A 22,652-nucleotide genomic window follows, 5' to 3' on the forward strand; every position below is an offset into this window, starting at 1 on the left:
CTCCCGAGGGGGCTCATCCGAGGGTCAGCAGCACCGTGGCCACGGCTGCCCCCAGCAGACCGGCCGACTGTCTCCGGGTGACCCTCTCGTGCAGCAGGGCGAGTCCGAGGACGACCGGGAGGGCCGGACAGAGGGAGGCGAGCACCACGGTGACGGCCGGCAACTGCCGTTGGGCGGCGAGCAGATACAGCACGAGTCCGAGGGCCGCCCCCGCCCCGACCAACAGCGCCTCGGCGCATCGCCCCGCCGGTATCCGCAGGCGCCGGGCGTGCCGTACCGCGCCGGGCAGCAGGACGAGGACGGCGGCGACCCGGCCCGCGGCCACCGGCCACAGCCCGCTCGCCGCGTCCGCCTGGGCGAGCGCGATGTACTGCACGGCGACGCCCGCGCTGGCGAGCAGGCCGTCCGGCACTCCCCCGCCGCCGTCCCCGTCACCCCCGGCCACGAACCAGAGCCCGGGCACCGTCACGGCGATGCCCACCCAGGCGAGCGGCGTCGGCCGGTCGCCGAGCAGCAGCACCCCGCACAGCACGGACAGCGCGACCCCCGTGACCGCGCTCAACGGCACCACGACGCTCATCGCGCCGCGGCTGAGCCCCCTGTTGAGGCAGTGCATGGCGGTGCCGCTGCCCACGCCGGACAGCGCACCCCACAGGAGGTCCGCCGACCGGACGCCGTCGGCGGGAAGGAGGAGGGCTGCCGCGAGGGCCGGCAGCAGGCCGCCGATCTGGCCGAGGAAGGTGACGGCGGCGAAGTGGGTACGCCGGGACAGCAGCCCGCCGGCGATGGGGGCACCTCCCGGCTCGAGCGAAGCCGAGAGTTGGGGGACGACGATGCCCTAGCAGACGGCCGAGGCCAGTGCCAGAAGGGGGCCCATCCTGTCGGGGATGCCCCGGGACGGCGCCATGAGTCATGGCGGGCTGCGTCGGGATGCCGGGCCCAGCGGCCCGGCTCGGAACATAGCGGCAGGATTTCGGAAAGCAGCGGTGGTACTCGGGAAACGGCGGTGGGATTCAGGAGGTGACGGCGGGGTCTTCGAGGAGCACTCAGGCTGCTTCCGCCGACGGCGGGGCCGCGGCGGCCCACTCCATGACGAGCCGCCGGTACTCCTCGCGCTGCTCGCCGTTCAGTGTCCCGCCCGACCGGAGCCACAGGGCCCTGATCTCCTCGTTGACCTCGTCAGCCGACCGTTCGGTAGCGGGTTCAACACTGGTGGACATGATGTGAAGCATACGGCTCCGGACGTGAAGGCCACGTGAGTAATCGTGAGCTAAATGGACATTCCGGACCGTGTTGCTGATCACGTCCATCCGTCAAGACCCGTGTCCCAGTTCACACTTCGCCTGCTCCCAGCACCAGCACCTGGATCGCCAGCACGGCGGCGCCGCGTGCCCAGTCGTGAAAGTCGGACACCTTGGTCTCCAGGTCGATCGGGGCGGCCAGCGGGTGCCGGTGGGCGCGGACGGTGTCCTCGACCGTCTTGCCGGCCACGTCCATCAGGCCCACGCCCTCGCCGGCGAGCAGGATCTTCTGGGGCATAGCGAAGTTCGCGATCTGGGCGACCAGGGTGCCCAGGGCGCGCGCGGACTCGTCGATGACGCGGGTGGGCATGGGCTCCCCGGCGGCGGCGAGGGCGAGGATCTCCTCGTAGGTGTGGTCGCGGCCGGTGGCGGCCTGGACCTGGTAGCGGATGTTGCCGATGGTCAGCAGGGAGACGGCGCTGCCGCGTTCACCGTCGGGGGTGAGGGGGCCGTTGGGGTTCACGATCCAGTGCCGGCCGAAGCCGCGGTCCTCCTCGGCGTACGGCACCCGCTTGCCGCCCAGGACGAGGCCGTAGCCGATGCCCGCGCCGATGGTGAGGACGACGAACCGGTCGAGGCCGCGCCCGGCACCGAACCAGCTCTCGGCCTCGACGAGGGCGGCGACGTCGTTCTCGACGACCACCGGCAGCCCGGTGCGCTCCTCGACGAGCGCGGCCAGCGGGACCTCGCGCCAGTGCAGGAACGGTGACTCCCCGACCACGGCCCGGTCCTGGACCAGGCCCCCGACGCCGATGCCGACGCCCGCGATCCGGGGGTGGCTCCGGGTGAGTTCATCGGTCATCTCGGCCAGCAGGTCGGCGACCCGGGCGGGGTCGTGGGTGGTGAGCGGGCGGTCGTGGCGGGCGACGATGTCGCTGCGGAGGGTGGTGACGACGCCGTAGACCATGTCGTCGGTGATCTTGAAGCCGAGGAAGGAGCGGGACTCGGCGACGACGTCGAGCGGCTGCGAGGGACGCCCCTGGCGGACCTCCGCCGGGGTGCCCGCCTCGGGGACCTCGACCAGCAGGCCGGACTCGATGAGCGGCTTGGTCAGCCGGGTGAGGCTGCCCGCCGAGAGGTCGAGGCGCCGGGCGAGCTCGGTGCGCGACAAGGGGCCGTGGACGAGCACCTCGATCGCCACCGAGCGTTCGCCGGAGCTCAGGGGAAGCCAGCTGGCGGCACCTGCGGTCATGTAGGCAAGACTCCCACAGTGATTTCTTTCGCTGTAAAAACAATGTGACCACTCTACGGCGTTCCGGGCGTCCCGGAAAAGATGTTTGCACGCCCCTTGACGGCTGGATTCTTCCGCGACAAAAGTAAATGGCCCGAGGACGAGCCGCCGTAGACGAGGGAGTCTCCCGATGACTATCGCCTCCAGCAGCCCTCCGTCGCGTCTGCCAGTGGGCAGCGCCGAGGGGGTACGGACAAAACCGAGGACGGGCCGGGCGGGGGCCGGCGAGAACCGGGGCGACGGGCGTCTGGCCGCGGTGTTCATCGCGCCGGCGCTCCTGGGATTCGTGGTCTTCCTGCTCTGGCCGACGCTGCGGGGCATCTACCTGAGCTTCACCCGCTTCAACCTGCTCACGCCGGCGGAGTGGGTGGGCCTGGACAACTACACGCGGATGGTCCAGGACCCGATCTTCTGGGACTCCCTGACGGTCACCGTCGAGTACGTGATCATCAACATCGGTGTGCAGACGGTCTCGGCCCTCGCCATCGCCGTACTGCTCCAGCGGCTGACGCAGTCCGCCCTGCTGCGCGGCATCGTGCTCACCCCCTATCTGATGTCGAACGTGGTCGCGGGCATCGTCTGGCTCTGGATCCTGGACACCCAGCTCGGCATCGGCAACGAGATCATCGCGGCGGTCGGTGCCGACCGGATCCCGTTCCTGGCGGACGAGACGTGGGCGATCCCGACGATCGCCCTGATCAATGTGTGGCGGCACGTCGGCTACACCGCGCTGTTGCTGTTCGCGGGGCTGCAGGCCATCCCCGGCGACATGTACGAGGCCGCGCGGGTGGACGGCGCGAGCGAGTGGCGGATGTTCTGGCGGATCACGATGCCGCTGCTGCGGCCGGTCCTGGCGGTCGTGTTGATCATGACGGTGATCGGTTCGTTCCAGGTGTTCGACACGGTCGCCGTGACGACCGGCGGCGGACCGGCGAACGCCACCAACGTGCTCCAGTTCTACATCTACGGCGCCGCCTTCGGCCGCTTCCAGTTCGGCTACGCGTCCGCGATGTCCGTGGCCCTGCTCGTGGTCCTGAGCGCGATCACCGTCATCCAGTACCGGCTCACCCGGGCCGGCCAGTCCGACCTCGGCTGAGCGGAAGGAGTCCGACATGGCCACTGTGACCGCCCCGACGACACGGACACTGGAACGACCCCTCAGGCGCCGGCCCTCCCCCGGGCGGATCGCGGCCTGGGCGGTGATGGCCGCGATCGTGCTCATCACCCTGCTGCCGTTCTACTGGATCCTGCGCACCGCGCTGTCCTCGAACCCCGGGCTCGCCGCCAACCCGGCCGACCCGCTGCCGGTCGACGTGACCACCGGCGGTTTCGAGCGAGCGCTCGGCCTGCAGTCGACCCAGGAGGCGATCGCCCAGGGCGGTGCGGGCGGCGGGCTGAAGTTCTGGCGCTATCTGCTCAACTCGCTGGTCGTCTCGACCCTTGTCACCGTCTGCCAGATCTTCTTCTCCGCCATGGCCGCCTACGCCTTCGCGCGGTTGCGCTGGCGCGGCCGGGACAAGGTGTTCGCGCTGTTCCTCGCCGGGCTGATGGTGCCGACCATCTTCACGCTGCTGCCGAACTTCGTGCTCATCAAGGAACTCGGCCTGGTGGACACGCTGCTCGGGATCTCCCTGCCGACGATGTTCATGACGCCGTTCGCGGTGTTCTTCCTGAGGCAGTTCTTCATGAACATTCCGAGGGAGGTCGAGGAGGCCGCCCTCCTCGACGGCGCCGGGAAGGTGCGGATCTTCTTCCGGGTGCTGCTGCCGATGGCGTCCACACCGGTCCTGACCCTGGCCGTGCTGACGTACATCACCTCCTGGAACGACTACTTCTGGCCGCTGATGGTGTCCTACAGCGACAGCTCGCGGGTGCTGACCGTGGCCCTGGCCATCTTCCGGGCGCAGACCCCGCAGACCGGCATCGACTGGTCGGGCCTGATGGCGGCCACGCTCATCGCCGCCCTGCCGATGCTCGTGCTGTTCGGGTTCTTCGCGCGCCGCATCGTCGGCTCCATCAGCTTCACCGGAATCAAGTAAGGGGACGACATGCGAATTCGTACGGTCGCGGCACTGGCCGGAGCGCTGGCGCTCTCCCTGGTGAGCGGATGCGCCCAGGGCGCCGGCACGGGGGCGTCGGCGAACACGGTGACGTACTGGCTGTGGGACGCCAACCAGCTGCCCGCCTACCAGGCGTGCGCCAAGGACTTCGAGAAGCAGAACCCCGGGCTGAAGGTGAGGCTCACCCAGCTGGGCTGGGACGACTACTGGACGAAACTGACCGCGAGCTTCATCGCCGGCACCCAGCCGGACGTGTTCACCGACCACATCCAGAAGTTCGGCCAGTTCGCCGACCTCAAGGTCCTGGAGCCGCTCGACGATCTCGGTATCCAGGACGCCGACTACCAGCCGGGCCTCGCCGCCAACTGGATGGGCCAGGACGGCCACCGCTACGGCGCCCCCAAGGACTGGGACACCGTCGCCCTCTTCTACAACCGGAAGATGGCGAACGACGCGGGCCTCACCGCCGACCAGCTGAACGACCTGGCCTGGAACCCGAAGGACGGCGGCACGTTCGAGAAGGCCATCGCCCACCTGACGATCGACGACAAGGGCAGGCGGGGCGACGAGCCCGGCTTCGACAAGAACAACGTCAAGGTGTACGGCCTGGCCACCAACGGCGGCGGGGACGGCGACGGCCAGACCCAGTGGAGCACCTTCACCGCCTCCGCCGGCTGGTCCTACACCGACAAGAAGCGCTGGGGCACCCAGTACCAGTACGACAGCGACACCTTCCAGTCGGTCATCAAGTGGTACTTCGGCCTGGCCAAGAAGGGCTACCTGGCCCCCTTCACCGACTACAACTCCGCGTCCAACCAGGCCAACACGCAGGTCGCCGCGGGCAAGGCGGCCGCCGCCTTCGACGGGGCCTGGATGGTCTCGTCGTACGACGGCTTCAAGGGGCTGGACATCGCCACCGCCGTCACCCCCCTCGGCCCGACCGGCAAGCGCGCCACCATGATGAACGGCCTCGCCGACTCGATCACCAAGAACGCCCACAACAAGCAGGGCGCGAAGAAGTGGGTGACGTACCTGGCGTCGAACGAGTGCCAGAAGACGGTGGGGAGTTACGGCATCGTCTTCCCGGCCACGCCCGACGGCACGAAGGCGGCGGTGGCGGCGTACGAGAAGAAGGGCATCGACGTCTCGGCGTTCACCGAGCCGGTCGCCGACAAGAAGGAGTTCACGACCTTCTCCTATCCGATCACCAACTACGCGGCCGACGTGTACGCGTTGATGCACCCGGCCATGCAGGACGTCTACGGCAACGGCAAGCCCGTGAGCAGCCTCGACGAGACCAACGACCAGATCAATCTGATTCTCGACCAGTGAATCGACCAGTCAATCGACCAGTGAAGGGCACGCCATCCATGACGTTCTCCCTCGGCATCGTCGGCGCCGGACAGTTCTCGGGCCAGTTCGCCAAGCTGTTCCTGGCCCATCCCGGCGTCCGCGACGTCTACGTCACCGACCTGCTCCCCGAGCGGGCCGAGCAACTCGCCGCCGCCGAAGGCCTCGCCGGCACCTTCCCCTCGTACGAGGCCATGCTGGAGTCGCAGGCCGTCGACGCGGTCGCGATCTTCACCCAGCGCTGGACGCACGGACCGCTCGTCGTCCAGGGCCTGAACGCCGGCAAGCACGTGTACTCCGCGGTCCCGATGGCGATCACCGCCGCGGAGATCGCGGCGATCATCGACGCGGTCAAGGCGACCGGGCTGACGTACATGATGGGTGAGACCAGCCAGTACAACCCGGCGACGGTGCACGCCCGCAACCAGATCGCCGAGGGCGCCTTCGGGCGGATCTTCTACGCCGAGGGCGACTACGTCCACGACATGGATCTCGGGTTCTACGAGGCGTACCAGTACAGCGGCGGGGAGGGCTGGAAGGCGACCGCCAGCTATCCCCCGCTGCTGTACCCGACACACTCGATCGGCGGCGTGCTGGGCGCCTGGCAGACGCACGCGGTGAGCGTGTCGGCGATCGGAGTGGTCGACGACCGCGGGGACGGGGTGTTCGACAAGGACGTCAGCCAGTTCGGCAACGACGTCTCCAACGCGACCGCGCTGTTCGAGGTGGCGGGCGGCGGGTCGTTCCGTACCAACGAGTTCCGGCGGGTCGGCTATCCCTCCCACATAAGGGAGTCGCGTTTCCGGTTCTTCGGGACGGAGGGGAGCATGGAGCAGCTCGCCACTGTCGCCCTGTGGCAGGACAAGAACGGGGTGAAGGACATCAGCGAGCTGCTCGAGCCCAAGCCCACCATGTCTCCTGACGATCCGTCGCTTCAGCACATCGCGCCGGACCTGCGGGCCGCGTTCACCTCGGGATCGGCGCCGGTGCACGACCGGGCGCGGCTGCCGCGGGAGTTCGACAACCTGCACAACGGTCACGAGGGCAGCCACCACTTCCTGGTGGACGACTTCGTGACCGCCGTGAACACGCGGACCCTGCCGTCGGTGAACGCGTGGGTGGCGGCCCGCTACACCCTGCCGGGCATCGTCGCGCACGACTCCGCGCGGCAGGGCGGGGCCAGGCTGGAGATCCCGGACTTCGGGGACGCGCCGGGGGCCTGAGCGTCCCGTGCCGGCCGGGTACCTGGGCTGCGTCAGGTGCCCGGCTTGCGGCCGTACACGAAGACGTCGTCGCCCTTCTTCAGCAGCGACCAGTACTTCTTGGCGGAGGTCTTGGTCATGTTGACGCAGCCGTGCGAACCGGGCGGGTTCCACATGCTGACGCCGACCGAGTGGAAGGCCTGGCCGCCGTCGAAGAACTGGCTGTAGGGCATCGGCACGTCGTAGATGCTGGAGACGTGGTCGATGTTCCGCCAGTAGATCTTCTTCAGGCCGGTGCGGGTCTCGTAGCCGTTGCGGCCGGTGCGGACCGGGACGGGGCCGTAGACGAGCTTCTTGCCGTCCTGGATCCAGCTCAGCTGGAGGGTCAGGTTCACGCAGGCGATGCGGCCCTTGTTGACCGGGCACTTGCCGGCCTTGTTGGGGTTGGTCCCGACGGCCTTCTGCTTCAGCATCAGGTCCATCACGCCCCAGGTGACGGGGCCCGCGTAGCCGGCGTTCGGTGTGATGCCGTGCTTGTTCTGGAAGCCCTGGATGGCCTTGCAGTCGGCGGCGGACTGCTTGCCGTCGACCGGCCGGCCGAGGAACTTCTCCACCTGCTTCTGGTAAGGGCCGGTCTGTGTGGTGCAGCTCGCCGCCTGCGCGGGCGTGGCGCCCAGCGCGAGCGTGAGCGGAACCACCAGTCCGGTGATCCCGAGTGCGACGGCGCCCCGTCTGCGTATGTCCCCCATGGCCCGACCTCTCCCTGCGTGTGACGTTTCTTCGACTGCTAGACCGGTGTGCGGGGGTGTCGGTTGTAGGGCTGGTCGGGCTGTGACAAAACGGTGAAGTTTCGCGTACTGCGGCCTGCGCCCTCACCTCGGCTCCGGTTCTCCGACCTTCGGCTCCGGCTCCGCCTCCGTGTGCTGACGCGGGAGGTCCCGGCGGGTGCGGACCGGCGAGAGGAAGACCGGCAGGAAGGCCACCGCCAGGAAGGCTCCGCCCACCCAGAGCGCCGCCCGCACACCGGCCAGTTCACCGAGCAGGCCCGACACGGCGGCACCGATGGCCAGCGCGCCGGTCAGCAGGAAGCGGAACGTGGCGTTCATACGGCCGAGGAGGTCGTCGGACGTCATCCTCTGGCGCAGGCTCACGCCGAGGACGTTGTCCACGCCGGTCTTGAACATGGCCAGCGTCCAGCCCGCCCCGGCGATCCACAGCCAGGGGCCGGGGCCGATCAGCGGGACCAGAAGTCCGGCGGGCGCCAGGACGAGGCCTCCGAGGCCCAGCGTTCGGCCGTGGCCGAGGCGGGCGGCGAGGGGGCGGGCGCAGCGGGCGCCGAGCAGGAGGCCGAGGCCGCCTGCCGCCCAGTACAGGCCCAACGCGCCTGCGGAGAGGCCGAGTTCCTGCACGAACAGGATCGGCAGCATGGTGTTGACCAGCTGGGAACCGTGGTTGGTGAGGGCCCCGGTGAGAGCGAGCGCGCGCAGTTCCCGGTTGCCGAGGACGTGCCGCAGGCCCTCGGCGATCTGCGCGGCCAGCCCCGTGCCCCGTGCCGGTCCGGACGGGGCCTCCTTGCCCCGGACGAAGACGAGTTGGACGGCCGAGGCGAGATGGGCGACCGCGGTGCACAGCACGGCCACGGGCGCGCCGAGGAGCTGGACGAGGCCGCCGCCCGCGCCGCGCCCCGCGACGTTGCCCACCGCCTGCAGGCCGACCATGGCGGCGTTCGCCGGCACCAGGGCGTCCCGGTCGACCAGTTGGGGCAGGGCGCTCTGCGAGCCGACGTCGAAGAACACGGTCGCGCAGCCGCTGAGCAGCACGACCGCGTACAGCTGGCCGAGCGTGAGCGCGTCCAGCCACCAGGCGAGCGGTATCGAGGCGAACAGCGCGGTACGTGCGAGGTCCGCCGCGATCAGCACCCGGCGGTGCCGCATCCGGTCCACCCACGCCCCGGCCGGCAGCCCGATGAGCAGGAACGCCAGGGTGCCGAGCGTCGCCAGGGCACCGACCTGTCCCGGGCCGGCGTCCAGTGCGGCGACGGCCAACAGGGGCAGGGCGACGTAGCCGATGTTCGTGCCGAGCTGGCTGAGCGCGGTCGCGGCGAACAGGGCGCGGAAGTCGGCGGTACGCCAAGGGGATTCGGGCTGCACACGAGAACGCTGCCCCGCACAAGGCGTAAGGACAAGTGAAAAGATCTACAGGGACACTTAAGCATCCCTACCTAAACATCCTCACCTCCTTGAACAGCGCGACGAAATCCCGTGTTGACCGCCATGAGTCCGCCGTCGACCGTGAGGGTGGTGCCGGTGATCCAGGACGCGTCGCGCGAGGCGAGGAAGGCGACGGCCGCCGCGATGTCCTCGGGCTCGCCGACCCGGCCCAGGGGGTAGAGGCCGCGCACCGCTTCGAGGTCGTCGTCGCGGCCCTCCCAGGCCGAGGTGCGTACGGTGCCGGGTGCCACCAGGTTGACGCGGACGCCCCGCGCGGCCGCGTGTCCGGCGAGGGTGCGGGTCAGGGACACCAGTCCTGCTTTGGCGGCGCTGTAGGCGTGGTTGCCGAAGTCCTGGAGGCCGTTGACGGAGCCGACGCTGACGATGGCGCCGCGGCCGGAGGCGACCAGATGCGGGAGCGCCGCACGGCAGCAGCGGTAGGCGCCGGTCAGCGTGATGTCGAGGTCGCGCGCCCACTCCTCGTCCGGCTCGTCCTCGAAGAGCGGGACGTCGGGCGTGCAGCAGGCGGCACTGTTGACGAGGACGTCGAGTGCGCCGAAGGTCTGGACGGCGTGCGCGACGGCCGCCTCGACCGCGTCCCGGTCGGCCACGTCACACGGGTGGGCCTCGGCGGTGTGCCCTTGTCGGCGCAGGGCGGCGGCGGTCTGCTCCGCCGCGGGCGCGTCCACGTCGGTGACCAGGACCTGTGCCCCTTCCTCGGCGAACCGCCGGGCGACGGCCGCGCCGATGCCGCGGGCCGCGCCGGTGACGAGAACGCCGTATCCCTCGAAGCGCTGTGTGTGCGTCATGGTGCCGAAGGTAGTGCCGGAACGATCAACCGGGCAGGTACCGTGCCGCCATGTCCGCGTCGGCTCGTACGTCGCCCTCGTGCGCAGCGACCGGGCCAGGTTCCACCGTGCGCAGGTGGCCCCGCTGATGGCCGAGGCGACGGAGGCCCGGGATCCGTCCGGGGAGGCCGCCGGGCACGTTGGCCAGACGTACTCCGGCGGCTGCTCCCCGGCCGTTACGCCGCCGTGCGGGAGGATCTGGCGCTGCCGCCGCCGGGGCATGCGGCGAGCTGGCCGCTGCCCTCGGGCGACGCGACACCTCAGCGGTAGCCGGTCGTGTCCGCCGGCTTGTCCGCGTCCTGCACCTCGACGAGGTAGCGCCAGGCGTCCGGGCGGCTGCCGTCGAGGTCGGTGAAGCCGTACACCTGGGCCAGCCCGCCGCTGGAGAGGGACTGGCCGTTCCATCGCGCCACGTCGGGGTCTGCGGCGAGGGCGGCCACGGCCCGGCCCACGTAGCGGGGTGTCTCGGAGATGGCGAAGTGCGGGACGCGGGTGGTGGCCTCGCGCCAGTTGTCCTCACGTACGCCGAAGTTGTCGAGCATCATCTCGGACCGCAGCCAGCCGGGGGTGAGGGCGACGGCGGTGGCGCCGCGAGGTCCGAGTTCGTGGGCGAGGGCGAAGGCCATCCGCAGCACGGACGCCTTGGCGAGGTCGTAGAAGAAGTTGACGCGGTAGGTGTCGCGGTTGTATTCGGCGGTGCCGTCGGTCATCTCGACCACCAGCCCGCCGGGGTGGCGCAGGAGCAGCGGCAGGGCGTGGTGGCTGGTGATCGCGTGCGTCTCGACGGCGAGCCGGAGCAGTCTCAGGCCCTTGTCGAGGTCGTGCTCCCAGACGGGGGTGTCCCAGGCGAAGAGGGTCTCGCCGCCCCAGACGTCGTTGACGAGGACGTCGAGGCGGCCCTGTTCGCCCGCGATGCGGTCGACGAGGGTGCGGACCTGGGCCGGGTCGAGGTGGTCGGTGGGTACGGCGATGCCGTGGCCGCCGGCCTCGGTGACGAGGTCGGCGGTGTCCTCGATGGTCTCGGGGCGGTCGTACTCGGAGCGGTGGGTGCGGGTGCTGCGGCCGGTGACGTACACCGTGGCGCCGGCCGCCCCGAGCTCCACGGCGATGCCCCGCCCGGCTCCCCGGGTCGCCCCGGCGACCAGTGCGACCCTGTCCTTCAGCTCTTCCGGCATGTCCGGCCTCCCGTTTCCCTGTCCGTACGATCGTTCTCGCTACGAGGGTGCCGGGTAAGCCGGACATCTTCTGTCGTCTTTCCGGGCGAGGTCACCCGGCTTTCAGGGCGACTTCACCCAGCCGCGCGGAGCGTGGACGAAGTCCCGCAGCCCACACCGTGCAGGCGCACGATGTCGTCGGCGGGCGCGGCGGCCTCGTCAGTGGCCACGGGCGATCCACTCCTGCAGGTGCGGTGCCTCCGCCCCGATGGTCGTCGGGTCGCCGTGGCCGGTGAGGACCTTCGTCTCGGGCGGGAGCGCCAGCAGGCGGTCGCGGATCGAGTCGATGATCGTCGGGAAGTGGGAGTAGGAGCGGCCGGTGGCGCCGGGGCCGCCCTGGAAGAGGGTGTCGCCGGTGAAGACGGTGGCGAGGCCCGGGTCGTGGAGGCAGACCGCGCCGGGCGCGTGCCCGGGGGTGTGCAGGACGCGCAGGTCGGCGCCGGCGGCCTCGATGACCTGGCCGTCCTGGAGCCAGGCGTCGGGGTCCCGGTCCGGGTGGGTCTGCTTCCACAGCGGCAGGTCGTCGTGGTGGAGCCAGATGGTGGCTCCGGTGCGCTCGGCGAGGGCGGGCGCGGCGTCGATGTGGTCGTTGTGGGCGTGGGTGCACACGATGGCGGTCAGCCGGCGGTCGCCGACGGCCTCGACGATGGCGTCGGCGTCGTGGGCGGCGTCGATGACGATCACTTCGTGGTCGTCGCCGACGATCCACACGTTGTTGTCGACGTCCCAGGTGCCGCCGTCGAGCGTGAACTGTCCGGAGGTCACGAGGCGTTCGATGCGGGCGGCCATCACAGCACCACCACCGAGCGCAGGACGTCGCCGCCGTGCATCCGCTCGAAGGCCTTCTCCACGTCGGTGAGTGCGATCGTCTCGGTCACGAACGCGCCCAGGTCCAGGCGGCCTTGGAGGTGCAGGTCGATCAGCATGGGGAAGTCGCGGGAGGGCAGGCAGTCGCCGTACCAGGACGACTTCAGCGCACCACCGCGCCCGAACACGTCCAGCAACGGCAGTTCGAGCTTCATCTGAGGGGTGGGCACGCCGACCAGGACGACCGTGCCGGCCAGGTCGCGGGCGTAGAAGGCCTGCTTGTAGGTTTCCGGGCGGCCGACCGCCTCGATGACCACGTCCGCGCCGAACCCGCCGGTCAGCTCACGGATCGCCTCCACCGGATCGGTCTCGCGGGAGTTGACCGTGTGGGTGGCGCCCATCGAGCGCGCGGTCTCCAGCTTGCGGTCGTCGATGTCGACGGCGATGATCTTCGCCGCGCCCGCCAGGTTCGCCCCGGCGATCGCCGCGTCGCCGACGCCGCCGCAGCCGATGACGGCGACCGTGTCCCCGCGGCCGACCTGGCCGGTGTTGATCGCGGCACCGATCCCGGCCATCACGCCACAGCCGAGCAGGCCCGCCACCTGTGCCGAGACCGACGGGTCCACCTTCGTGCACTGGCCGGCCGCCACCAGGGTCTTCTCGGCGAACGCGCCGATCCCGAGCGCCGGGGACAGTTCCTGGCCGGTCGAGGCGAGGGTCATCTTCTGGTCGGCGTTGTGGGTGTCGAAGCAGTACCACGGCCGACCGCGCAGACAGGCCCGGCACTGCCCGCACACCGCACGCCAGTTGAGGATCACGAAGTCGCCGGGGGCGACGTCGGTCACCCCCTCGCCGACCGACTCGACGACACCGGCCGCCTCGTGCCCGAGCAGGAAGGGATAGTCGTCGCTGATACCGCCCTGCTTGTAGTGCAGGTCGGTGTGACAGACCCCACAGGCCTGCACCTGCACCACGGCCTCACCGGGGCCGGGATCCGGCACCACGATCGTCTCCACTCGCACCGGCTCGTCCTTGCCCGGTGCGATCACGCCGCGTACTTCCTGCGCCATGGTGCCGGCCCCTTCCATCGACTCGTGTCCGTCCCTGCTCCGACCCTACGCACAACTGATCAGTAACGGCACGACATCCTTACAAAGCAGGTGCCGGCCTTGGGCCGGGAATCCGTCCGGGGCGCCGACGTAGCCTGAATGCCCCGCCCGCCGCAGGCCAGAAGGAGTGCCGTGAGCATCGCAGAGACCGAGACCGGACCGCCCGCGTGGCGGCTGATCCTCGGATACGTACGGCCACACCGGTGGGCGCTGCTGGCGGGCGCCGCGCTCTCGCTCGTCACGGGGGCCACGGGGCTGATGCTTCCGTTGGTGGCACGGGAGTTGATCGACGACCTGTCGCACGACCGGGCCATCACCGGCTGGCTGGTCCTCATGTCGGGGCTGGTGATCACCAACGCGGCCCTGGGGGCGCTGGGTTCGTTCGTGCTGCGCCGTACCGCCGAGTCGGTGGTGCTCGGCGCGCGGCGCAGCCTGTCGTCGTATCTGCTGCGGCTGCGGATCACGGCCGTGGACCGCAGCGAGCCGGGCGACCTGATGGCCAGGATCACCTCGGACACCACCCTGCTGCGCGAGGTCACCACGGACTCGCTGGTGGGCCTGGGCACCGGCGGGCTCACGCTGGTCGCGACGGTGGTCATGATGGGCCTGGTGGATCCGGTACTGCTCGGCGTGACGATGGCGGTGATCGCGGGTGCGGGCACGGTTCTCGGAGTGATCGTGCCGCACATCAACCGGGCGAGCCGGCAGGCGCAGGACGCGGTCGGCGTGATGGGGGCCTCGCTGGAGCGGATACTCGGCGCGCTGCGCACGGTGAAGGCGTCCGGCGCCGAGCACCGGGAGGAGCGGACGCTGCACGAGGCGGCCGAGGAGTCGTGGCGGCAGAGCGTGCGGGCCGCCAAGTGGTCGGCGGCGGCGGGCAACACGGCGGGGCTGGCCATGCAGATCGCGTTCATCACGGTGCTCGCGGCCGGCGGGGCGCGGGTGGCGACCGGGGCGATCGACGTGGGCACGCTGGTGGCGTTCCTGCTGTTCGTGTTCTACCTCATGTCGCCGATCCAGCAGGTCGTCGGCGCCATCACGCAGTACCAGACGGGCGCCGCCGCCCTCACCCGCATCCAGGAGGCGATGCGGCTGCCCGCCGAACCGGCGGCCGAGCCCGCGCCGCTGCCGTCCACGGGCGCGGAGCCCGCGTCCGTCGCCTTCGCGGACGTCCGGTTCCGGTACGCCGAGGACCTGCCGTACGTCCATCACGGGGTGACCTTCGACGTGCCCGCGCAGGGCATGACGGCGTTCGTCGGGCCGTCCGGGGCGGGCAAGACCACCGTCTTCTCGCTCATCGAGCGGTTCTACGACCCGGAGTCCGGGACCGTGACGCTGGACGGCCGGGACCTCGCGGACTGGGATCTGCCCCGGCTCCGTTCCGCCATCGGCTACGTGGAACAGGACGCCCCCGTCCTGTCGGGTTCGCTGCGGGACAATCTGCTGCTGGGCAACCCGGAGGCCGACGAGGACGCGGTCGCACGGGTGGTGAAGACGACCCGGCTCGACGCGATGGTCGCCCGGCTGCCCGCCGGTCTCGACACGCTCGTCGGGCATCGCGGGACCAGGCTGTCGGGCGGCGAGCGCCAGCGGGTCGCCATCGCCCGCGCCCTGCTGCGGCGCCCGCGGCTGCTCCTCCTGGACGAGGCCACCTCGCAGCTGGACGCGGTGAACGAGGCGGCGCTGCGCGACACCGTCGCGGACGTCGCCCGTACGACGACGGTGCTCGTGGTGGCGCACCGGCTGTCGACGGTGACCATGGCGGACCGGATCGTCGTGATGGACGCGGGGCGGGTACGGGCCGTGGGCACCCATCGTGAACTGGTCGCCGCCGACCCGCTGTACGCGGAGCTGGCCGCCACGCAGTTCCTGGCGACGGCCGGGTGAGCCGTCCGGCCGCTCAGTTCTCGAGTCGGCGCAGCCGTTCCGCGTCGCCGGTGCGGGGGCAGGTCACGCAGGCCTCGGCCGGGCGGATCGCGTAGAACATGCAGCAGCCGGCGCGGGTGCGGGTGACGTGCCGTCGGCCGTCGTCGCCGACCAGCTGGCGGAAGTCGGCGCCGGAGGGGTACGGCGGCACGGGGGCCGGCAGGACCTCGGTGGCGGCCCGCAGGGCGTCGCCCTCCTGGCCGAGCATCCGGCCGAGGTACCAGATGCCGGAGACGAGGTCGTCGGAGACCATGCCCCACAGGGTGCGCGCGCCGCGTCGTACGGTCGGGCCGATCGCGGCCAGCAGCGGGCGCATGTGATCGGCGACCGCCATCCTCAACGCGGCCCGCAGCTGCTCCTCCTGAGGGAGCGTCAGCACACCGGGCAGAGCGGCCGCGGGGTCGCCGGCGAGACAGGCGAGCTCGCTGCCGGGGGTGATCACGAAGCTGCCGGAGGCGAGGTCCAGGCGGAGATCCTCGGGGCGGATCCGGGGCACCCGCCGGTCGAGATACCAGACCCCGCCCATCAGCAGCCCGACGGACCAGGCGTAGTCGTGCAGGGCGCGGGAGGCGGCGACATGGCGGCGCGGGACGATCCCATAGCGGTCCTCGATCCGGGCTGCCTCGGCATCGACGAAGGCGTCCAGCGCGCTGGGATCCGACGTCAGTTCCGCTGCCGACACGCCTGCTTGAGCGCCCCCGTCGCCCGGTTCCCCGATCCGTACGGCGAGCGCCTCGCAGGCGTCGGACAGTCGCCGGTACGCGTCGGCGAGGGCGTGGGAGACGGCACGGTCCGGCGGGATCGTCAGGGCCACGGACATCGGCGCTCCAGAGCAGGAAATCGGCGGATCGAGATAGGCAAGGCTTACCTTACCCATAAGATCATGGCGAGCTGATCAAAGGGGTCCTCCTGCCCCGACCCGAGAACCCGCACGTCACAGGGGCGCCATGGCCATTTGAGAACTAAAGCAAGCCTCACCTAAGCTCACGCCTCGTGACTGCGACCCACCCGGGCGCACCCGACACAGGTGTGCCCTTTCGTGCCCTCAGGCACATGCCTCTCTTCCCGGCCGGTTTCGGAGCCCTTGCGCGGGGCGCGGATCAGATGCTCGCGGACGCGGCTCGCCCCGGCCCCCGCCCGCTAGCGGAAGTTGTTCCTCAGTCATGCGTCTGTACCTGCTCGCCCTCAACCCGACCGACTCCGTCACCGAGGGCTTCCTGCCCGCCGCCGCCCGGCTGGGCCTGGACGTCACCGTCCTCACCGACCAGCCCGCCGCGCACCGTGCCACGTATCCGGACGTCGAGATCCTGGGGTGCGACGTCCGTGACTTCCGGGCCGTGATCACCCGGATCTCCCCGCACCACCGGCCCGACGCCGTCTTCACCAACAGCGACCACCTCCAGACCCAGGCCGCCCTGGCCGCCGCCTACTTCGGCCTTCCCGGCAAGGACTGGCGGGCCACGCTGCGCACCAAGGACAAGGCCGAGATGCGCCGCCGGCTCGCCGCGGCCGGCATGGACCGCGTGTGGTCGGCCGAGCTCACCGAACCCGCCGCGCTCGACGCGCCGTACCCCTGTGTGCTCAAGCCGCGCGAGGGCGTGGCCAGCGAGGACGTCGTCCTCGTCGAGAACGCCGAAGAACTGGTCGCCTGCTCCAAGGAGATCCTTGACCGGCGCCCGGGTGCCGTCCTGGTCGTGGAGGAGTACCTCCCCGGCGAGCTGTACACCCTGGAGACCCTCGGCGACGGCGCCGCCCGCCATGTCCTGGGCGGCTTCCACACCCAGCTGTCGGCGCCGCCGTACTTCGTCGAGGAGAGCATGACCTTCCTCCCGGCCCACCCCGAGCCGGTCGTCACGCAGGTCCTGGCACAACTGGACGCGCTCGGCGTCGGGTTCGGAGCCTGTCACACCGAGTTCGTGCTGGACGCGGGCCGGGCGCGGATCATCGAGGTCAACTACCGTGCCATCGGCGACCAGTGCGACCTGCTGCTGGCCCGGCTGCTGGAGGTACCGCTCTTCGAGCACATCCTGCGCACCCACCTGGGCGAGCCGCTCCCCGCCGACCTGGGCGCCCGCCGTGACGGGGCCGCGCGCGTGGAGTACCCGTGCGCCGACCGCGCCGGAACCCTCGTCGGGGCCCCCGCCGCCACCGAACTCACCGTCGGCGACGTGCATCTGACGTACCGTCCACTGCGTGCGGTGGGCGAGCGGCACGAGCTGTACCGCACCAACCGGGACTATCTCGGTGTCCTGCGGGCCGCCGGCACCGACCAGTCGACGGTGGACCGCGTCTCGGCCGAGTTCCTGGCCGCCCGGCACTGGGAGATCCAGCCGTGACCGCGCCGACGGCCGGTCCGGCCGCGCCCGCTACGCCCCCTACGACCGCTGCGACCTTTGCGACCACCGATCCGCCCGCAACCGCGCCCGCCCCCACGGACCCCTGCGCCGCGGAGCTGCTCACCCGCGTGCTGAGCGCCCTTCTGCGCGAGGACGTTGTCGGGCTGCGCACCCGGAGCACGCTCGCGCACCGGCCGGACGGCGACTGGCTGCGCCTTGCGACACCGGAGGGCGACGCCCTGCTGCTGCCGGTCGCCGAGGACGGCTACCAGTGCGTGTACGCCGCCCGGCTGCCGCTCCTCGTGCGCGAGTCGGACGGCATCGAGCTGACCTCGTACGACAGCGTGCTCGGCGCGCTGCGTGCGCTCGCCGAGCCCGAGGACCGGGGCGGCTTCGACGCGTTCGCCGAGGAGTGCCGGCAGACGCTGGCCACACTGCGGCTGCACGCGGCGACGCGGACGCGGGTGGCCGGGCTGCTGACCGCCCGGCACGGCGCCGACCCGGCACGCTGGACCGGCCTGACCGCCGGACTGGCGTACGACACGCTCGCCGCCCGGCTCGACCACCCCGTCTACCCGACGGCACGCGGACGTGCGGGGCTCACCGATGCCCAACTGCGCGCGTACGCACCCGAGTTCCATCCCCGGTTCGCGCTGCGCTGGCTCGCCGTGCCCCGGGACGCGGTCACCCTGACGGGGACGCTTCCGGAGGTCTGGCCGTCACCGGCGGTGCTCGGTCTGCCCGAGCTGCAGAGCACCCATCTGACGTTACCGGTCCACCCGTTGACGCTCGGCGCCCCGCTCGACGAGGCGCTGCGGACCACCGGCCTCGCGGACAGCGCCGTGCTCGTCGGCCGGCCCCACCTCGACGTCGTCCCGACGCTGTCGATGCGTACCGTGGCAACGGTCGCGGATCCGGCCCTGCATCTCAAACTGCCCCTGGCCACGGCCACGTTGGGCCTGCGCAACAAACGGTCCGTGAAACCCGGGACGCTCGTCGACGGTGCGGTGGGGCAGCGGCTGCTGGAGGCGGTGATCGCCCGTGAACCCCGTTTCCGGGACACCATCCTGCACGCCGACGAGACCACGTACGCACACGCCGGGCACGAGCTGCTCGCCGTCCTGTGCCGCCTGTATCCGGCCGGGCTCGACGACTCGGTGGTCGTACCGATGGCGGCGCTCCTCGCCGAGGCCCCCGACGGACGGCCGGTCGTCGACCACCTCGCCGACCGCTTCCACGACGGGGACCCCCTCGCTCTCCTCGACGCCTGTCTGACGCTGCTGTTCGACTGGCAGACGACCCTGTTCGGGTACGGGATCGCGCTGGAGTCGCATCAGCAGAACATCTCGCTGGTGCTACGACCGGGCAGTGTGCGGCTGCTGTTCAAGGACAACGACGGTCCCCGGGTCAACACCGAACGGCTGGACGCCGTACTCCCCGGGCCGTGGGGCTTCGACGACGTACGGACCCTCGGCCGGGGCGACGGGCCGGTCGCCGACCTCTTCGCCACCATCACCGTCCATCTGTGCGCGGGCGCCTACGCGTTCGGGCTCGCCCGGCGGGGTCGCGCCCCACTGACCACGCTGCTGGGGCTGGTGCGGGAGCGGCTGACGGAGGCCGTCGACAGGCTCGCGGCAGAGGCAGAGGCAGGGGACGCCGGGGCGGCGCTGCGCGCCCGCGTGCTGGACGCGCCGACGCTGCCGGTGAAGGCGATGGTCACGGCCGGGACCCTGCTGTCCAAGGAGCGGTCGGGCGCCGCCGACATCAACAAGCACTACACCACCGGCCCCAACTACCTGCTGAACGCCCGGGATCGCGCATGAGCGCCGAAGCCCTGCGCCTGGCGCGGTCCTCACCCGGCCGGGGCCGGGTGCACGCGGTGGCGGGCTGCTGCTTCGTGTCGTCCTTCGCGGCGCTGGGGCCACCGGCCGGCGTGGCCGTGGCGGCGGACAGTGCCCGCTTCGGTCCGGCCGCACCCGTACTGACCGGCGGTGCCGCTGCCGCCGTCATCGTCCTCGCCGTCACCTTCCCCCCGCTGAAGTTCCGCACCCGCTGGAGCCGTTGATGCCCTCGCTGACCCACTCGCCCGCGAGCTCCCCGAAGCTCTCGACCTCGTTCGAGCCCGGGCGGACGCCCGTCGCTCCCGCCGCACTGCCCACCGCCGACGAGGCGGTGGCCCATACGCTCCTCAACTGTCTGCTGCGCGAGGTGTCTGGCCCCGAACGCCAGTCCGTCGTGACCGACGGCCGGCTGCTGCTGCGGCTGCCGCGCCGCGGTGTCCTGCTGCGCGTCGCGCTGCGCCGCACCTCGCTGCTGGGCGCACACCGGTTCACCGGCCCGGTGAGCGAGCGGCGCGAGGGCGGCTGGGCGGAGATGGACTGGCGACGCCTGGCCGAGTGCACCCACGACGAGCTGTGGCTGCGCACCGGCGTGCGCAACGAGGAGTTCCTGGAGCAGATCGCCTCCAGCCACTCGGCGATCAGGACCGCCCTGACGGCCGTACGGGCCGACACCGCCGTACATGCCGACCGAGCCCCGGAGGACCGGCTGTCGGCCTACCTCGCCTCCGAGCAGTCGCTGCTGTTCGGGCACCGCTTCCACCCGACACCCAAGGCCCGCACCGGCGACCCGCGCGCCTGGTCCGCGTACGCCCCGGAGGCGGGCGCCGCCTTCCCGCTGCGCCACCTCGCGGTCCGCAGCCACCTGATCGCCGAGGAGTACACCGACCCCGCGGCCGTCGCCCCCTTGGACCGGCAGCGCGAGGACGTCCCGGACGGCTACCGGCTGCTGCCCGCCCACCCCTGGCAGTACGAGACACTCGGCGAGCACCCCGCGCTGCGCGCCGCCCTCGCGGCCGGTGACATCCTCGACCTCGGACCCGGCGGACAGCCCTTCGCCGCGACCGCCTCCGTGCGCACGCTGTACGACGGCGAGACGTTCCTGAAGTTCAGCCTCAACGTGCGGATCACCAACTGCGTGCGTAAGAACAGCAGTTACGAGCTGTCCGGCGCGGTCGCCCTCACCCGCGCCCTGGCCCCGGCACTCGCCGACCTCGCCGAGCGTTTCCCCGGCAGCGCCGTGCTCCGCGAGCCCGCCTACCGCTCGCTCGCCCTCCCGGGCCCCGACGGGACACCGGACCGGGCGCTGTTGGAGGGCTTCGGCGTCATCGTCCGCGAAGGCCTGCCGCGCCGGCTCGCGCCCGGCACCACTCCCCTGCTGGCCGCCGCGGTCGCCGACGAGTACCCGACCGGCGCCGCCCACATCTCCCGCCTCCTGGCCGGTGCGGACGAGCGGCGGGCCCTGGACTGGTGGTCGGCGTACCTCGGCCTCCTCCTCCCGCCGGTCCTGGCCGCCTACTTCGACCACGGACTGGTCCTGGAGCCGCACCTGCAGAACGTCGTCATCGGCGTCGACGGCGACGGCATGCCCGTCCAGGTCCTCTTCCGCGACCTGGAGGGCGCCAAGCTGGTCCCCGAGCACCACGCGGACACGCTCGCCGCGCTGCCGCCCGAGGTCGCGGGTCCGATGACGTACGACGCACAGCGCGGCTGGGACCGGGTGGTGTACTGCCTGCTGGTCAACCATGCCGCCGAGCTGCTCGCCGCCCTCGCCGACCTGCACCCGCGGGCCGAGGCCGCGCTGTGGGGCCGGATGCGGGACACCCTGCGGGCGTACGCCGACCGGAGCGGCTGTCCGCCGCGCCTGGCCGCCCTGCTCGCCGGGGTGCCGCTGCCCGCCAAGGCCAACCTGCTCACCCGCTGGGAGCGCAAGGCCGACCGCGCGGCCGGATACGTCCGGCTGCCGTCCCCTCTCGCCGAGGGCATCCTGCGCGACACGACCGGGAGCACCCGATGACCGATCCGACGCCCGCGGTCCGCGACCGCGTTCTGTCCCTGCCGTCCAGTGAACTTCCCGCGTACGTCTACGATCTGGCCGCACTGCGCACCCACGTCGCCGCCGTGCGGGCCGCGCTCCCGGAGCGGGTCGAGCTGTACTACGCCGCGAAGGCCAACCCCGAGCCGGAGATCCTCGGCGCGCTCGGTCCGTACGTCGACGGCTACGAGGTCTCCTCGGGCGGTGAACTCGCCCACGTCGCCGGGGCGGTACCGGGTCGGCCGCTCGCCTTCGGGGGTCCCGGCAAGACGCCGGACGAGGTGACGGCCGCGCTGGAGCAGGGAGTCGAACGCTTCCACGTGGAGAGCATGTACGAGCTGCGCATGCTGGCCGAGTTGGCGCGGCGCGTCGCTCCGGGGCGGCGGGTGCCGGTGCTGCCCCGTGTCAACCTGCCGGTCGCCGACGGCTCGTTGGCGGGCAGCTCGCTGGCGATGGGCGGCAGGCCCACACCCTTCGGTATGGACCCCGCCCAGGCTCTCGAAGCAGTCCGCGCGCTCGCCGACGGCACCTACCCGCACCTCGAACTGCGCGGCGTCCACGCCCACTTGGCGAGCGGCCTGGCGGCGGTCGAGCAGCTGGCCGTGGCCGAGTCCGTCGTCTCGTGGGCGACGGACCTCGGTGTGCCGCTCGCCGAGGTGAACGTCGGCGGCGGCATGACCGTCGACTACACCCGTCCCGGACACCGCTTCGACTGGGCCGCGTACGGCAAGGGCCTCGCCCGGCTGACCGAGGCGCACCCCGGACTCACCCTGCGCATCGAGCCGGGGCGGGCCCTGACGGCGTACTGCGGCTGGTACGCCACGGAGGTACTGGACGTGAAGCGCAGTCACGGCGAGGAGTTCGCCGTCGTCCGGGGCGGCACCCACCATCTGCGCACCCCGGCGACGAAGGGGCACGACCAGCCGTGTTCCGTACTTCCGGTGGACGCCTGGCCGCATCCGTGGCCGCGATCGGAGTCCGTGGGCGAGCGGATCACCCTGGCCGGACAGCTGTGCACACCGAAGGACGTGCTGGCCCGACGCGTGCCCGCGCCCGGGCTGAAGGCCGGTGACCGGGTGGCGTTCTCGCTGACAGGTGCCTACGCGTGGAACATCTCCCACCACGACTTCCTGATGCACCCCCGGCCCGGCTTCCACTTCCTGGACGCCCCTCCCGCGCGATGAG

General features: G+C 71.5%; 20 protein-coding genes. 10 read left to right on the plus strand and 10 right to left on the minus strand.

Annotated features, from left to right (window positions below):
- Window positions 1-13 precede the first annotated feature (13 nt).
- The 3 genes from OG252_RS06825 to OG252_RS06835 all read right to left on the minus strand — a co-directional run bounded on the left by OG252_RS06825 (window position 14) and on the right by OG252_RS06835 (window position 2,493).
- Complete coding sequence (locus tag OG252_RS06825; protein ID WP_329345095.1) at window positions 14-835, minus strand: EamA family transporter; 822 nt, start codon at window positions 833-835, stop codon at window positions 14-16.
- 211 nt (window positions 836-1,046) lie between these two features.
- Complete coding sequence (locus OG252_RS06830; protein WP_266451309.1) at window positions 1,047-1,232, minus strand: hypothetical protein; 186 nt, start codon at window positions 1,230-1,232, stop codon at window positions 1,047-1,049.
- Between the two features lie 100 nt (window positions 1,233-1,332).
- Complete coding sequence (locus tag OG252_RS06835; protein WP_329334469.1) at window positions 1,333-2,493, minus strand: ROK family transcriptional regulator; 1,161 nt, start codon at window positions 2,491-2,493, stop codon at window positions 1,333-1,335.
- 169 nt (window positions 2,494-2,662) lie between these two features.
- Here OG252_RS06835 and OG252_RS06840 point away from each other — a divergent pair, with 169 nt between their 5' ends.
- Genes OG252_RS06840 through OG252_RS06855 form a run of 4 tightly spaced genes read left to right on the plus strand, consistent with a single transcriptional unit; the run spans window position 2,663 to window position 7,165 of the window.
- Window positions 2,663-3,628, plus strand: a complete 966-nt coding sequence (locus OG252_RS06840; protein WP_266451307.1) for a carbohydrate ABC transporter permease — start codon at window positions 2,663-2,665, stop codon at window positions 3,626-3,628.
- A 16-nt stretch (window positions 3,629-3,644) separates the two neighbouring features.
- Window positions 3,645-4,571: a carbohydrate ABC transporter permease gene (locus tag OG252_RS06845; RefSeq protein ID WP_329334471.1), complete on the plus strand. Its 927-nt coding sequence runs from the start codon at window positions 3,645-3,647 to the stop codon at window positions 4,569-4,571.
- A gap of 9 nt (window positions 4,572-4,580) precedes the next feature.
- Complete coding sequence (locus OG252_RS06850; RefSeq protein ID WP_329334473.1) at window positions 4,581-5,924, plus strand: ABC transporter substrate-binding protein; 1,344 nt, start codon at window positions 4,581-4,583, stop codon at window positions 5,922-5,924.
- A gap of 38 nt (window positions 5,925-5,962) precedes the next feature.
- Complete coding sequence (locus OG252_RS06855; RefSeq protein WP_266451304.1) at window positions 5,963-7,165, plus strand: Gfo/Idh/MocA family protein; 1,203 nt, start codon at window positions 5,963-5,965, stop codon at window positions 7,163-7,165.
- A 32-nt stretch (window positions 7,166-7,197) separates the two neighbouring features.
- On the opposite strand, the gene OG252_RS06860 is transcribed toward OG252_RS06855, so the two are convergent.
- The 6 genes from OG252_RS06860 to OG252_RS06885 all read right to left on the minus strand — a co-directional run bounded on the left by OG252_RS06860 (window position 7,198) and on the right by OG252_RS06885 (window position 13,293).
- Complete coding sequence (locus OG252_RS06860) at window positions 7,198-7,893, minus strand: L,D-transpeptidase family protein (protein ID WP_266451303.1); 696 nt, start codon at window positions 7,891-7,893, stop codon at window positions 7,198-7,200.
- Window positions 7,894-8,016: 123 nt separating this feature from the next.
- Window positions 8,017-9,294 carry an MFS transporter gene (locus OG252_RS06865; RefSeq protein WP_329334476.1) on the minus strand — a complete coding sequence of 426 codons (1,278 nt, stop codon included), beginning with the start codon at window positions 9,292-9,294 and terminating at the stop codon, window positions 8,017-8,019.
- A 71-nt stretch (window positions 9,295-9,365) separates the two neighbouring features.
- The gene (locus OG252_RS06870; RefSeq protein WP_329334478.1) at window positions 9,366-10,163 is read right to left on the minus strand and encodes an SDR family NAD(P)-dependent oxidoreductase; all 798 of its coding nucleotides are present in this window, start codon (window positions 10,161-10,163) and stop codon (window positions 9,366-9,368) included.
- Between the two features lie 299 nt (window positions 10,164-10,462).
- The gene (locus OG252_RS06875) at window positions 10,463-11,377 is read right to left on the minus strand and encodes an SDR family oxidoreductase (RefSeq protein WP_329334480.1); all 915 of its coding nucleotides are present in this window, start codon (window positions 11,375-11,377) and stop codon (window positions 10,463-10,465) included.
- 198 nt (window positions 11,378-11,575) lie between these two features.
- Window positions 11,576-12,205 (minus strand): MBL fold metallo-hydrolase, encoded by a 630-nt coding sequence (locus OG252_RS06880; RefSeq protein WP_266451299.1) that lies wholly within the window; start codon window positions 12,203-12,205, stop codon window positions 11,576-11,578.
- Window positions 12,205-13,293 carry an S-(hydroxymethyl)mycothiol dehydrogenase gene (locus tag OG252_RS06885; protein WP_266451298.1) on the minus strand — a complete coding sequence of 363 codons (1,089 nt, stop codon included), beginning with the start codon at window positions 13,291-13,293 and terminating at the stop codon, window positions 12,205-12,207. Before OG252_RS06885 ends, OG252_RS06880 begins: the two co-directional genes overlap by 1 nt.
- 171 nt (window positions 13,294-13,464) lie before the next feature.
- Here OG252_RS06885 and OG252_RS06890 point away from each other — a divergent pair, with 171 nt between their 5' ends.
- Complete coding sequence (locus tag OG252_RS06890) at window positions 13,465-15,219, plus strand: ABC transporter ATP-binding protein (RefSeq protein ID WP_329334483.1); 1,755 nt, start codon at window positions 13,465-13,467, stop codon at window positions 15,217-15,219.
- A gap of 13 nt (window positions 15,220-15,232) precedes the next feature.
- Here the strand turns inward: OG252_RS06890 and OG252_RS06895 are convergent, their stop codons facing one another.
- A complete protein-coding gene (locus OG252_RS06895) occupies window positions 15,233-16,078 on the minus strand; it encodes a (2Fe-2S)-binding protein (protein WP_329334485.1) in 846 nt (281 codons plus the stop codon).
- Window positions 16,079-16,421: 343 nt separating this feature from the next.
- Between OG252_RS06895 and OG252_RS06900 the strand changes: the two genes are divergently transcribed.
- From OG252_RS06900 to OG252_RS06920, 5 genes are read left to right on the plus strand one after another with little or no spacing between them, the layout of a single operon-like run.
- Entirely contained in the window at window positions 16,422-17,594 is a 1,173-nt protein-coding gene (locus OG252_RS06900) for an ATP-grasp domain-containing protein (RefSeq protein ID WP_329334487.1), read from the plus strand.
- Window positions 17,591-19,417, plus strand: a complete 1,827-nt coding sequence (locus tag OG252_RS06905) for an IucA/IucC family protein (RefSeq protein WP_443068390.1) — start codon at window positions 17,591-17,593, stop codon at window positions 19,415-19,417. The genes OG252_RS06900 and OG252_RS06905 overlap by 4 nt, the downstream gene beginning before the upstream one ends.
- Window positions 19,414-19,659: a hypothetical protein gene (locus OG252_RS06910; RefSeq protein ID WP_329334489.1), complete on the plus strand. Its 246-nt coding sequence runs from the start codon at window positions 19,414-19,416 to the stop codon at window positions 19,657-19,659. The genes OG252_RS06905 and OG252_RS06910 overlap by 4 nt, the downstream gene beginning before the upstream one ends.
- Window positions 19,659-21,449, plus strand: a complete 1,791-nt coding sequence (locus OG252_RS06915; RefSeq protein WP_329334491.1) for an IucA/IucC family protein — start codon at window positions 19,659-19,661, stop codon at window positions 21,447-21,449. The genes OG252_RS06910 and OG252_RS06915 overlap by 1 nt, the downstream gene beginning before the upstream one ends.
- Window positions 21,446-22,651 (plus strand): type III PLP-dependent enzyme, encoded by a 1,206-nt coding sequence (locus tag OG252_RS06920; RefSeq protein ID WP_329334493.1) that lies wholly within the window; start codon window positions 21,446-21,448, stop codon window positions 22,649-22,651. The genes OG252_RS06915 and OG252_RS06920 overlap by 4 nt, the downstream gene beginning before the upstream one ends.
- Window position 22,652: the final 1 nt, after the last annotated feature.

It is taken from the genome of Streptomyces sp. NBC_01352, from assembly GCF_036237295.1.
Lineage (GTDB): Bacteria > Actinomycetota > Actinomycetes > Streptomycetales > Streptomycetaceae > Streptomyces > Streptomyces plumbiresistens.